Origin of the sequence: Gordonia crocea (assembly GCF_009932435.1) — a bacterium.
Classification (GTDB): Bacteria; Actinomycetota; Actinomycetes; order Mycobacteriales; family Mycobacteriaceae; genus Gordonia; species Gordonia crocea.
In genome coordinates this window covers 1-12,422 of the sequence record NZ_BJOU01000015.1, presented here as the reverse complement: position 1 = coordinate 12,422, position 12,422 = coordinate 1, and the positions used below count along the sequence as shown (strand labels likewise).

At 69.1% G+C, this 12,422-nt stretch carries 11 protein-coding genes and 1 pseudogene; 6 read left to right on the top strand and 6 right to left on the bottom strand.

The features are described from left to right. The 3 genes and pseudogenes from nbrcactino_RS15130 to nbrcactino_RS15120 all read left to right on the top strand — a co-directional run. Nucleotides 1-531, top strand: a pseudogene (locus nbrcactino_RS15130) (ABC transporter permease subunit); the annotation flags it as partial. A gap of 15 nt (nt 532-546) precedes the next feature. Next, entirely contained in the window at nt 547-1,524 is a 978-nt protein-coding gene (locus tag nbrcactino_RS15125) for a sulfate/molybdate ABC transporter ATP-binding protein (protein ID WP_161928322.1), read from the top strand. A 112-nt stretch (nt 1,525-1,636) separates the two neighbouring features. Then, entirely contained in the window at nt 1,637-3,268 is a 1,632-nt protein-coding gene (locus tag nbrcactino_RS15120; protein WP_161927871.1) for an AMP-binding protein, read from the top strand. Here nbrcactino_RS15120 and nbrcactino_RS15115 read toward each other — a convergent pair. The 5 genes from nbrcactino_RS15115 to nbrcactino_RS15095 are packed head-to-tail and all read right to left on the bottom strand — an operon-like array spanning nt 3,265 to nt 8,842. After that, nucleotides 3,265-4,050 (bottom strand): sirohydrochlorin chelatase, encoded by a 786-nt coding sequence (locus nbrcactino_RS15115; protein ID WP_161927872.1) that lies wholly within the window; start codon nt 4,048-4,050, stop codon nt 3,265-3,267. The genes nbrcactino_RS15120 and nbrcactino_RS15115 overlap by 4 nt on opposite strands. Then, entirely contained in the window at nt 4,047-5,393 is a 1,347-nt protein-coding gene (locus nbrcactino_RS15110) for a sulfate adenylyltransferase subunit 1 (protein ID WP_161927873.1), read from the bottom strand. Before nbrcactino_RS15110 ends, nbrcactino_RS15115 begins: the two co-directional genes overlap by 4 nt. Then, complete coding sequence (gene cysD, locus nbrcactino_RS15105) at nt 5,393-6,334, bottom strand: sulfate adenylyltransferase subunit CysD (RefSeq protein ID WP_161927874.1); 942 nt, start codon at nt 6,332-6,334, stop codon at nt 5,393-5,395. The genes nbrcactino_RS15110 and cysD overlap by 1 nt, the downstream gene beginning before the upstream one ends. Beyond that, nucleotides 6,331-7,056: a phosphoadenylyl-sulfate reductase gene (locus nbrcactino_RS15100; RefSeq protein ID WP_161927875.1), complete on the bottom strand. Its 726-nt coding sequence runs from the start codon at nt 7,054-7,056 to the stop codon at nt 6,331-6,333. The genes cysD and nbrcactino_RS15100 overlap by 4 nt, the downstream gene beginning before the upstream one ends. 10 nt (nt 7,057-7,066) lie before the next feature. Then, the gene (locus tag nbrcactino_RS15095) at nt 7,067-8,842 is read right to left on the bottom strand and encodes a nitrite/sulfite reductase (RefSeq protein ID WP_161928028.1); all 1,776 of its coding nucleotides are present in this window, start codon (nt 8,840-8,842) and stop codon (nt 7,067-7,069) included. Nucleotides 8,843-9,196: 354 nt separating this feature from the next. Between nbrcactino_RS15095 and hemW the strand changes: the two genes are divergently transcribed. Beyond that, complete coding sequence (hemW, locus tag nbrcactino_RS15090) at nt 9,197-10,402, top strand: radical SAM family heme chaperone HemW (RefSeq protein ID WP_161927876.1); 1,206 nt, start codon at nt 9,197-9,199, stop codon at nt 10,400-10,402. Nucleotides 10,403-10,463: 61 nt separating this feature from the next. Here hemW and nbrcactino_RS15085 read toward each other — a convergent pair whose 3' ends face one another. Then, entirely contained in the window at nt 10,464-10,847 is a 384-nt protein-coding gene (locus nbrcactino_RS15085) for a type II toxin-antitoxin system VapB family antitoxin (protein WP_161927877.1), read from the bottom strand. A gap of 67 nt (nt 10,848-10,914) precedes the next feature. On the opposite strand from nbrcactino_RS15085, the gene hrcA reads away from it, so the two are divergent. Continuing rightward, complete coding sequence (gene hrcA / locus nbrcactino_RS15080; RefSeq protein WP_161927878.1) at nt 10,915-11,949, top strand: heat-inducible transcriptional repressor HrcA; 1,035 nt, start codon at nt 10,915-10,917, stop codon at nt 11,947-11,949. A 68-nt stretch (nt 11,950-12,017) separates the two neighbouring features. Then, nucleotides 12,018-12,422: DnaJ domain-containing protein (locus nbrcactino_RS15075; RefSeq protein WP_161928321.1), on the top strand; the 405-nt coding region annotated here is incomplete at its 3' end.

Here is a 12,422-nt window from a genome sequence, read left to right as displayed (position 1 = left end):
TTCAAGGTGATCTTCGGATTCCCCGGCCTGGTGCTGGCGACGCTGTTCGTGACGCTGCCGTTCGTCGTCCGCGAGGTCGAGCCGGTGCTCCGGGAGATCGGCACCGAGCAGGAGGAGGCCGCGGCCACCCTCGGTGCCAAACGGCTGGCCGACCTTCAGTTCGGATCACCCTGCCGGCCATCCGCTGGGGCCTGACCTACGGCGTGGTCCTGACCATCGCCCGCGCCCTCGGCGAATACGGCGCGGTCACCATGGTCTCGTCGAACTTCCCGGGTATCTCCCAGACGCTGACCCTGTTGGTGCATTCGCGCTACACCGACGACTACAACGAGTTCGGTGCCTACGCCGCAGCCACCCTGCTCATGTTCGTGGCTGGTCTTGGTCCTCGTGGCGATGACCCTGATCGAACGGCGGGTGCGCAACCGCTTACGCCGAGGCGAGTGGATCGACCGCTCGACCGAAACCGAAACCACCGCCGACGACCCGATCGCGATCGGCAACGAACCCCAGCTCATCAAGGAAGGCGTGTGACATGTCTATCTCGGTATCGGCGCCAACAAGCGCTATGGCGACTTCGCCGCCCTCGACGATGTGTCGATCGATATTCCGGAGGGGTCGTTGACCTCGCTGCTGGGCCCGTCGGGCTCGGGCAAGTCGACGCTGCTGCGGGCCATCGCCGGCCTGGACGGCCTCGACTCGGGGACCGTCATCATCAACGGCAGCGATGTGTCGGCCGCCTCGCCGCAGCAGCGCGACATCGGCTTCGTCTTCCAGCACTACGCGGCGTTCAAGCACCTCACCGTGCGCGACAACATCGCGTTCGGCCTCAAGATCCGCAAGCGACCCAAGGCCGAGATCGACAAGAAGGTGGACGAGCTGCTCGACATCGTCGGGCTCACCGTCTTCCAGAAGCGCTTTCCCGCGCAGCTGTCCGGCGGTCAGCGCCAGCGCATGGCCCTGGCCCGGGCGCTGGCGGTGGACCCGAAGGTGCTGCTGCTCGACGAGCCGTTCGGCGCGCTCGATGCGAAGGTGCGCGACGATCTGCGCAAGTGGCTGCGGCGCCTGCACGACGAGGTCCACGTGACCACCGTGCTGGTCACCCATGACCAGGCCGAGGCGCTCGACGTGTCGGACCGGATCGCGGTGCTCAACCAGGGTCGCATCGAGCAGGTCGGCTCGCCCGACGACCTCTACGACCGGCCGGACAATCCGTTCGTCGCGTCCTTCCTCGGCTCGACCGTCCGCCTCAACGGCGAACTGGTCCGCCCGCACGACATCCGGATCGGCCGCCATCCCGAGATCGCCCTGCCGGGCGGTGACGCCAAACTGGACACCGGGGTCGTGAAGGCGACCGTGTCGCGCGTGGTGAACCTCGGGTTCGAGACGCGGGTGGAGTTGCTCGCGTCGGCCACCGGCGATGAGTTCGCCGCGCAGATCACCCGCGGCGACCAGAACGCCCTGCACCTGCAGCCGGGGGAGACGGTGTACGCCCGGGCGACGAAGATCGCCGCGTTCGAGGCGTAGCCCTCGCGGGGTTGCATCGGCGTTGCATCGGGCGGCGAAAACCGCGGGATTTTTCCTACGGTGGAGGAGGGTGGAGTAGGACTGTCATAGACACCACACGAAGTGAGGATCTATGACCAGTGCCACCGCCACGTCCGGACTCAACACGCCGCTGTCTCCGTTGCGCTTCTTGGAGCGCGCCGCGTCGGTGCACCCCGGCAAGCTCGCCGCCATCGACGGTGGGCGCCGCCTGACGTACGCCGAGTTGGCCGCCGACGTCCGGTCGCTCGCCGGCGCGCTGCGGGCCTCCGGGGTCGAGCCGGGCGACAAGGTCGCCTACCTGGCGAGCAACTCACTGGAATTGCTCACCGCACACTTCGCGGTTCCGCTGGTCGGCGGGATCCTCGTCGCCGTCAACACCCGGTTGGCACCGGAGGAGATCCGCTACATCGGCGACCACTCCGAATCGGTTCTGCTCGTCGGGGACGCGCCGCTGTTGGCGGGCATCGCCGACGTGGAGTTCGCCACGGTGCGGGAGATCATCGAGACGCCCAGCCAGGAAGGCGAGTACGAGGGCGTCGCAGTGCGGTACGACGAGTTCTTCGCCCGCGGGGATGCCGGCGAGGACTTGGTGTGGGATGTCGCCGACGAGGATGCCGTCCTCACCATCAACTACACCTCGGGAACCACCGGCAAGCCCAAGGGCGTCATGTACACCCACCGCGGCGCGTACCTGGGATCGCTGGGCACCGTGATCACCCAGGGCTTCTCCATCGACACCAACTACCTGTGGACCCTGCCGATGTTCCACTGCAACGGCTGGTGCGGCCCGTGGGCGCTGACCGCGGTGGCCGCCACCCACGTCTGCTTGCGCGCGGTGCGCGGCGAGGAGATGTGGCGCCTCATCGACACCGAGGGCATCACCGCCATGTCGGGCGCGCCGACCGTGCTGACCACGCTGGCGACCGCGCCCGAGGCGCATCCGATGAGCCGGCCGATGTCGATCGCGACTGCGGGGGCACCGCCCAGCCCCACGATCATCGCGGCGATCCGCAACTTGGGGATCACCATCATCCACGTTTACGGACTCACCGAGACCTACGGTCCCTATGCGGTCTGCGAGCCGGATCCGAGTTGGTCGGAGCTGTCCGGCGAGGAACTCTCGGTGCGGATGGCGCGGCAGGGCGTCGGCATGATCACCGCGGACCGGCTGCGGGTGGTGAGCACCGAGACCGAGGAGGGCGCGGAACTCGTCGACGTCGCTGACGACGGGGTTGCGATGGGCGAGATCGTGATGCGCGGCAACGTGGTGATGAAGGGGTACTTCAAGGACGAGGAACGCACCGCCGAGGCGTTTGCCGGCGGCTGGTTCCACTCCGGGGACCTCGGGGTCATGCACCCGGACGGGTACGTGCAGCTCCTGGACCGGGCGAAGGACGTCGTGATCTCCGGTGGGGAGAACATCTCGACGATCGAGGTCGAGCAGGCGGTGGTCAGCCATCCGGCGGTGCTCGACGTCGCGGTGATCGGGGTGCCCGACGACAAGTGGGGCGAGCGCCCCAAGGCCATCGTCGTGCTCAAGCCGGGACAAGAGGCGACCGATGCCGAGATCATCGCGCACGTGAAGTCGAAGATCGCCTCCTACAAGGCGCCGCGCGACGTCGCCTTCGTCGACGAACTGCCGAAGACCTCCACCGGCAAGATCCGCAAGAACGAGCTGCGCGACGTCGAGTGGGGCGAGGGTCGCGCCCGGATCCAGGGCTAGCGGCGGGGGACCGAGTCGGCTTCCTCCCGATCGAATTCGCATTTCCCGACGGGATTACGTCGGGAGATGTGAATCGGTGCGGGAGGAACGAGACCGGCGATGGCCTCGACGACGAGTCCGTGCGGGCCGAGGGCCCCGGCGATCGGATCACCCGGGGCGAGTTCGTCCAGCAGTGCCTCGACACGCTCGGCCAGCAGGCCCGGGGACAGGAAGTAGGGCAACCCGACGATCCGCTTCGCGCCGCCGGCACGCAGACGCCCGACGGCGCCGCGCAGGACCGAGGCCTGTCGGCCGAGTTTCGTCGCGAACACCACCTCGACCGGGTTGCCGGTCAACCGCGCGACCTCGGCGCCCCGGCGTCGGGCCGCGTCGTCGGAACGTTCGTCGGAGGAGCCGACGGCGTACATGACGATGCCGTCGCCGGCGCGCAGGCCGGCGGCCCGGGCGCGGTCGACCAGAGCCGGGCTCAGATCGGCCTTCCCGAGAACGGGGGTCTGCACCAGGGTGAGAGTCGGCCAGCGCCGCCGTGCGGCGTCGAGCAGCACGGGCAGGTCGAACCGGCTGTGATAGCCGTCGCCGAGCAGCAGCGGCACCACCCGGATCGGGTCGCCCGCCGGCGCGAGCCAGTCCAGGACAGTGGCCACGAGGGGCTCGTCGAGATCCAGATAGGCCAGTTCGATCCGCTCGGCCGGGAGCGTGGTGCGGACCTCGTCGCGGATACGCGTGAGCGTCAGGGCGAACCGGGGGTCCCGGCTGCCGTGGGCGACGAGGAGGACGCTCACGCCGGGACCGTGCTGGGCGTCAGATGCAATTGGTCGAGGGCATCCCCGACGAGGCCGGCCGCCAGCGTGTTGCCGCCGGCCGGGTCGATCAGCAGGAAGCTGCCCGACTCGCGGCTGTGGCTGTAGTCGTCGGCGACGATCGGCTCGGCCGTCTGCACGGAGATCCGTCCGATCTCGTTGAGCTCCAACGCTTCCGGCGACTCGATCAGGGTGAGATCCTGCTCGTCGAACCGGACGTCGATGCTCCCGACGATGGCCTGCGTGGTACGGGTCCCGTGCTTGAGGAGCAGTCGGGCACCCGGGCGCAGCGCCTTGTCGCCGAGCCAGCACACCGTGGCGGTGAACTGTTGGATCGGTTCCGGGGCATCGCCGACCGCGGCGATGACGTCACCCCTCGAGACGTCGACGTCGTCGGCCAACAACAGGGTGACGCTGCGCCCGGCGTGCGCGGCCGGCAGCTGGCCATCGGCGGTGTCGATGGCCTCGATCGTGGTCCGGGTCCCGGACGGCAGGATGACCACCTCGTCGCCGACGGCGACGGTGCCGGTGGCGACCTGTCCGGCGTAGCCGCGGTAGTCCGGGAACTCTGCGGTGCGCGGCCGAATCACATACTGCACCGGGAAGCGCAGACCGACCGGGTCGCCGGCGCGCTCGTGCACGTTCGGGACGGTCTCGAGATGCTCGATCAGGGTCGGGCCGTCGTAGTACGGCGTGCGCTCCGACCGGGTGGCGACGTTGTCGCCGTGCAGCGCGGACACCGGGATCGCCAAGACCTGCTCGTCGGTCCAGCCCAGCGACCGGGTCAACTCGGCGAAGTCAGCGGTGATCTGCGCGAATTGTCCCTGCGGATCATCGGCCAGGTCGATCTTGTTGACCGCGAGCACGAGCTGCGGCACGCCCAACAGGGCCATCACCGCGGCATGGCGGCGGGTCTGCGCGACGACGCCGTTGCGGGCGTCGACCAGCAGGATCACCAGTTGTGCGGTCGATGCGCCGGACACCGTGTTGCGGGTGTACTGGACGTGACCGGGGGTGTCGGCCAAGACGAACGAGCGGTTGGCGGTCGCGAAGTAGCGGTAGGCGACATCGATGGTGATGCCCTGCTCGCGTTCGGCGCGCAGCCCGTCGACGAGCAGCGACAGGTCGGGCCCGTCCAGGCCGCGTGCCTGTGAGGCGCGGTTGACCGCGTCGATCTGGTCGGCAAGGACGGACTTCGTGTCGTAGAGCAGGCGGCCGACGAGGGTGGACTTGCCGTCGTCGACGCTGCCGGCGGTCGCGATGCGCAACAGATCGGGGTGGTGCGGCCCGTTCGCCAGGTTTGCGGTGCTGGTCGATTGCGTCATCAGAAATATCCTTCGCGCTTGCGGTCTTCCATGGCCGCCTCGGAGACCCGGTCGTCGCCGCGGGTGGCGCCGCGCTCGGTGAGTCGGGAGGTGGCGACCTCGGCCAGGACGGCCTCGTTGTCGGCGGCGTCGGACAGGACCGCGCCGGTGGTGGAGCCGTCGCCCACGGTGCGGTAGCGCACCGAACGCGTCTCCAGCGCCTCGCCTTCGCGCGGACCGCCCCACGGGCCGGGGGTCATCCACATGCCGTCGCGGGAGAAGACCTCGCGCTCGTGGGCGTAGTACAGCGGCGCCAGCAGAACCTGCTCGCGGGCGATGTAGCGCCAGACGTCCAGCTCGGTCCAGTTGCTCAGCGGGAACACGCGAACGTGCTCGCCGGGGGCATGGCGACCGTTGTAGAGGTTCCACAGCTCGGGCCGCTGCCGCTTGGGGTCCCACTGGCCGAAGGCGTTGCGCAGCGAGAAGACGCGCTCCTTGGCGCGGGCGCGCTCCTCGTCGCGACGGGCCCCGCCGAACACCGCGTCGAAGCGGTTCTCGGTGATGGCGTCGAGCAGCGGGATCGTCTGCAGCGGGTTGCGGATACCGTCGGGACGCTCGGTGAGCCGGCCGTCGGCGAGGTACTCCTCGACGCTGGCCACGTGCAGCCGCAGGTTGTGGCGCGCCACGATCTCGTCGCGGAACTCGATGATCTCCGGCAGGTTGTGCCCGGTGTCGACGTGCAGCAGCGAGAACGGCAGCGGCGCCGGCCAGAAGGCCTTGAGCGCCAGGTGCAGCAGCAGGGTCGAATCCTTGCCGCCGGAGAACAGGATCACCGGGCGCTCGAACTCGCCGGCTACCTCGCGGAAGATGTGGATGGACTCGGACTCGAGCGCGTCGAGGGTGTCGAACTCGCCCTCGGTCTTGTCGAGGCCGAAGGGGGAGATGTGCGTATCAATGCTCATGAGACGTGCAACCCGCATTCTGTCTTGGCGCGCCCGGCCCAACGGCCGCTGCGCGGATCGGCTCCAATGGCTGGCTTGGCGGTGCAGGGTTCGCACCCGATGGAGGGGTAGCCCTCGTCCACCAGCGGATTGACGAGGACCCCGTGGTCCTCGATGTAGGTCTGGAACTCCTCGTCGGACCAGGCGGCCAACGGGTTGATCTTCACCAGCCCGAAGCCCTCGTCGTAGGAGATCAACGGGGCATTGGTCCGGGTCGGCGCTTCCACGCGGCGGATACCGGTCACCCACGCGGAGAAACCGGACAGCCCGGCGCGCAGCGGGACGACCTTGCGCAGCCGGCAGCACTCGCCGGGGTCGCGGGAGAACAGGTCCCGGCCCAGCAGTTCGTCTTGCTGCGCGACGGTGTGCTCCGGGGCGACGTTGATCAGGTCCAGGTCGTAGACCTGGGCGACCGCGTCACGGGTGCCGATCGTCTCGATGAAGTGGTACCCGGTGTCGAGGAACAGCACCTTGAGCCGGCCGCCGACCTGCTCACGGTCGATGGCCTTGTCGGCGACGTCGATCAACACCGCGTCCTGCATGTTGGCCGCGATCAGAAAGTCATCGCCGAAGGTTTGCGCGGTCCAGGCGAGCAGCTCGTGCGCGGAGGCGTCGGGGCCGAGCTCGTCGGCGCCGCGCGCCGCGATGTCGCGCAACCGGTCGGTGTCGAGTGTGGCGGTCATCTGTCCCTCCTCACTGCAGCTCGGCGTCGTCGGCGCGGGCGGCCCATTCGGCGAAGCGCTCGCCCTCGTTGCGCCCGGCGATGAAGTTGCGCACCACCCGGTCGATGTAGTCGGTCGCCTCGTGCGCGTAGATCTTGTGCTGGCGCAGTTTGCGGCCGAACCCGAGGTCGAAGCCGAGGCTGCCGCCCAGGTGGACCTGGAAGCCCTCGATCGGGTGCCCGTCGCCGTCGTCGATCAACTGGCCCTTGAGTCCGATGTCGGCGACCTGGATCCGGGCGCACGAGTTGGGGCAGCCGTTGAAGTTGATCGTCACCGGCACGTCGAGCTGCTCGTTCAACTCGGCGAGGCGCTCTTCGAGGATCGGCACGAGTTCTTGGCTGCGGCTGCGGGTCTCGGTGAACGAGAGCTTGCAGTACTCCAACCCGGTGCAGGCGATCAGGTTGCGGCGCCAGCGCGACGGGCGCGACTGCAGGCCGACGGCGGACAGATCGGCGTCGAGCTGCTCGATGTTCTCCTTGGGAACGTTGACCACGACGAGCTTCTGATACGGGGTGAGCCGCACACTGTCGCTGCCGGCCTTCTCTGCGGCGTCGGCGATGGCGTCGAGAACCGTGTCGGACAGGCGCCCGGACACCGCCGAGAAGCCCAGCGCGTAGCGCCCGTTCTTCTGCTCGGTGATCCCGACGTGGTCGATCGGCTGCTTCGGCGCAACCGGGGCCGGGCCGTCGATGAGCTTGCGGCCCAGGTACTCGTCCTCGAGGACCTGGCGGAATTTCTCCGGCCCCCAGTCCTTCAACAGGAACTTCAGCCGCGCCTTGGACCGCAGGCGGCGGTAGCCGTAGTCGCGGAAGATGCCGACCACGCCCTCCCAGACGTCGGGCACCTCGTCGAGCGGGATCCAGGCGCCGACGCGCTGCGCGAGCATCGGGTTGGTGGACAGCCCGCCGCCGACCCAGAGGTCCAGGCCCGGGCCGTGCTCGGGGTGCTCGACGCCGACGAAGGAGACGTCGTTGATCTCGTGGACGACGTCCTGCAGACCGGAGATGGCGGTCTTGAACTTGCGGGGCAGGTTCGAGTACTCGGGGTTGCCGATGTAGCGGCGCTTGATCTCGGCCAGGGCGGGGCTGGCGTCGAGGACCTCGTGGACCGAGAGGCCGGCGAGCGGGGAGCCGAGCATGCCGCGCGGGCAGTCGCCGCAGGCCTCGATCGTCTCCATGCCGACCTCTTCGAGGCGCCGCCAGATCTCCGGCACGTTCTCGATCTCGATCCAGTGGTACTGGATGTTCTGCCGGTCGGTGACGTCGGCGGTGCCCCGGGCGAAGTCGCGGGAGATGCCGGCGAGGGTCCGCACCTGCGGGATGGTCAGCTGACCGCCGTCGGTGCGCACGCGCATCATGAAGTAGGGGGCCTCGATGACGTCGATGTTGTCGTCGTGGCTCCAGGTGCCGTCGTAGCCCTCGGCGCGCTGGGTGTAGAGACCCATCCAGCGGAAGCGGCCGCGCAGATCGGCCTTGTCGATGCCGTCGAACCCGACCTTGGAGTAGATGTTCTCGATGCGTGCGCGCACGTTGAGCGGATTGTCGTCCTTCTTGGACTGCTCGTTGGCGTTGAGCGGCTCGCGGTAGCCGAGGGCCCACTGGCCCTCGGAGCGGCGCTTCGTCGGCCGTGCGCGGCGGGCGGGCTGGTCGCCGGCGGCACGGGCCGGCCGGTCACCGGTCGGCCGTTCCCGGCGGGGGCGAGGCGTGTCGACGTTGTCGTCGACCGACTCCGGAGTGGTGAGCGTCATGGATTTCTCCTCGCGCAGCGCATGCGTGCGCAGCGACATGGGGGCTGTCATGAAAGAGGTGAAACGCGGATTCGGCATCCGGGACGGCGCGCGGGGGGCGCAACCGGGGAGGGACTACTCGCTGGCCGAGTCCGGCTAGCGCATACACGATGCGCTGTCACAGCGCATGAGGTCGATATGGCGCCGCTGGATCAGGCGCAATCCTCGTGTAGTCACGTTGTTCATCATGCCACGCCGACCCGCACCGCGTCTACTTGGGCAGATTTTCAATCATGGTGAGAGAAAGCACACTCCCGGCGGGCCGGTCCGCTCCCGACGGCGGTGTCGCCGCCGCACCTGCGGGATGATGGATTAATGACCGCCACCGCTGCGACGCATTGGCGCGACCTGCCCGAGGCGGTCGCGCGACGTCTGCACGCCGGCGACCGGGGTGAGCCGCTCGGGCTCTATCTGCACGTTCCGTTCTGTGCGACGCGCTGCGGCTACTGCGACTTCAACACCTACACCGCCGGCGAACTCGGCTCGTCGTCGTCGCCGCAGTCGTGGCTGGAGGCGGTGCGCCGGGAACTCGACGGTGCGGCGGCGTTGGCCGGCCCGCGCCCGGTGTCGACGGTGTTCGTCGGCGGTGGGACCCCGTCGCTGCTCGGCGCGCACGGGTTGGCCGACCTCCTCGACGCGGTGCGGGCGAGTTTTGACCTGGCGCCCGGCGCGGAGGTGACCACCGAGTCGAATCCCGAGTCGACCTCGCCGGAGTTCTTTGCCGAGATCCGGGCCGCCGGGTACACCCGGGTGTCGTTGGGCATGCAGTCCGCGTCGTCGCGGGTGTTGGCGATCCTGGACCGCAACCACACGCCCGGTCGGGCCATCGCGGCCGCGGCGGAAGCCGGGGCGGCCGGGTTCGAGCACGTCAACCTCGACGTCATCTACGGCACCCCGGGGGAGACCGACGCCGACCTCGACACCACCCTCGACGCGGTGCTGGCGGCCCCGATCGACCACGTCTCGGCCTACGCGCTCATCGTCGAGGACGGGACGGCCTTCGCCCGGAAGGTGCGCCGCGGGGAGGTGCCCGCACCCGATGACGACGTGCTCGCCGCGCGCTACGAGCGGATCGACGACCGGCTGTCTGGCGAGGGTTTCGGATGGTACGAGGTCTCGAACTGGGGGCGGGGGCCGGATTCGGCGTGCCGCCACAACGAGGCCTATTGGCGCAGCGACGACTGGTGGGGCATCGGTCCGGGCGCTCATTCGCACGTGGCCGGGGCGCGCTGGTGGAACCGCAAGCATCCGGCGACCTATGCGTCGGCGCTGACCGACGGGGTGTGGCCCGGCGATGACTTCGAGGTCCTCACCGACGACGATCGGCACATCGAGGCGGTGATGCTGCGCCTGCGGATGCGCTCGGGGCTGCCGTCGGCGATTCTCGATGACGAGGAGCGGGCGCGCGCCGAGGGGGCCGTGGGCGACGGGCTGTTGCGCGTCGTCGACGAGGCCTACGTCCTCACCGATTCCGGGCGCCTACTGGCCGACGGGGTGGTCCGCGACATCCTCGTCGACTGACGCGATGATCATCGGCGACACGGCACGCGCGCAGATCCGGGCCGGCCTGACCGGTGCAGGCCTAATCGGCGCGGTGTCGCGGCGCCGACGGCCGGACGGCGGGAGTGTCGAGCTGCTCCTCGAGTGGCGGGGCGCCGGGGGACAGGTCGATGGTGTCCAGGTCGAGCATCCGGGCGTGGATGAGGGGACGGTTCCGCAACGCGCTGCGCACGGCGCGATGCAGACCGTCCTCCAAGTAGATCTCGCCGCGCCACTTCACGACGTGGGAGAAGAGGTCGCCGTAGAACGTCGAATCCTCGCTCAGCAGCTTGTCGAGGGCGAGGACCGTCGTCACCGTGGTCAGCTGGTCGAGGCGGAACTGGCGGGGCGGGATCTTTGCCCAAGCGCGCGGCGAGAGGTTGTGCGCCGGATACGGTTTCCCGTCCTGCACCGACTTGAAGATCATCGCCCCACCGATCCCGACTAATATGGACGTATTCACCTTATGGCACGGCGCGGGAGGAGGGCCCGGGATGACGGCGACCGACGAACGGCGGTTCGAGGTCCTTCGCGCGATCGTCACCGACTACGTGGCCACCCAGGAGCCGATCGGGTCCAAAGCGCTGCTCGACCGACACAAGCTGGGAGTCTCCAGTGCGACGGTCCGCAACGACATGGCCGTCCTGGAGGCGGAAGGGTACATCGCCCAGCCGCACACCAGCTCCGGGCGCGTCCCCACCGACAAGGGCTACCGACTCTTCGTCGACCGGATCGCCGAGGTCAAGCCGCTGTCGCGCGCGGAGCGCCGGGCGATCCTGTCGGTCCTCGACTCCAGCGTCGACCTCGACGACGTGCTGCGCCGCTCGGTCAAGCTCCTCGCCGAGCTCACCAGGCAGGTCGCGGTGATCCAATACCCCGTGTTGTCGCGGGCGACGGTGCGCCACCTCGAGGTCGTCGCGCTGACCCCGTCGCGTCTGCTGCTGGTGGTGATCACCGACAGCGGCCGGGTCGAGCAGCGGATGGTCGCCCTGGGTCGCGACGTCAGCGACGACGAAATGATCCTGCTGCGCGACTTGTTCGCCGCGGCCCTCGACGGCAAGCGCCTGGCCGAGGCGTCGGCCGCCGTCGCCGAGGTGGCCAACTCCGCACCGCCGGAGATGAGCGAAGTCGTCATCGCGATCGCCGCCGTGCTCATCGAGACGCTGGTGGAGCGGGAGGCGGACCGCCTGGTCTTGGGTGGTACCTCGAACCTGGCCCGGGCATCGGCGGACTTCTCCGCCGACCTCGGCGGGATGGACGCGGTCCTCGACGCACTCGAGGAACAGGTCGTCGTCCTCAAACTGTTGGCGCGCACCCAGAGCACCGACCGCGTCACGGTGCAGATCGGGCGGGAGACCCGCAGCGACAATCTGCGCGGTGCCTCGGTGGTCTCCACCGCCTACGGCGCGAGCGGCACCGTGCTGGGCAGCGTGGGCGTGCTCGGACCGACCCGGATGGACTACCCGAACACCATTGCGTCGGTGGCCGCGGTGGCCAAGTACGTTGGAGAAGTACTGGGTGAGCGATGACCGTGCGCCGGTCGCACGGATCGGCGGCGCGCTGGAACCCGGAATCGATGTAAGGACAGAAGTACCAAGTGGCTCGTGATTACTACGGAATCCTGGGCGTGCGCCCGGGAGCGGACGCCCAAGAGATCAAGCGCGCTTACCGCAAGCTGGCGCGCGAACTGCACCCTGACCTGAACCCCGAGGAAGAAGACCGGTTCAAAGAGGTCACCGCTGCCTACGAGGTCCTCAGCGACCCGGAGAAGCGGCGCATCGTCGACGCCGGCGGCGATCCCCTCGCCAGCGCGGGGTCGGGCGGGTTTGCCGGTGGCGGGCTCGGTGACATCTTTGAGCAGTTCTTCGGTGGCGGCAGCTTCGGCGGCGGCGGGGGCTTCGGTGGCGGCCGCGGGCCGCGCAGCCGCGTTCAGCCGGGCGAGCCCGCACTGGTCCACACCACCCTCGACCTGCACGAATGTGCGGCCGGGGTCAACAAGGAT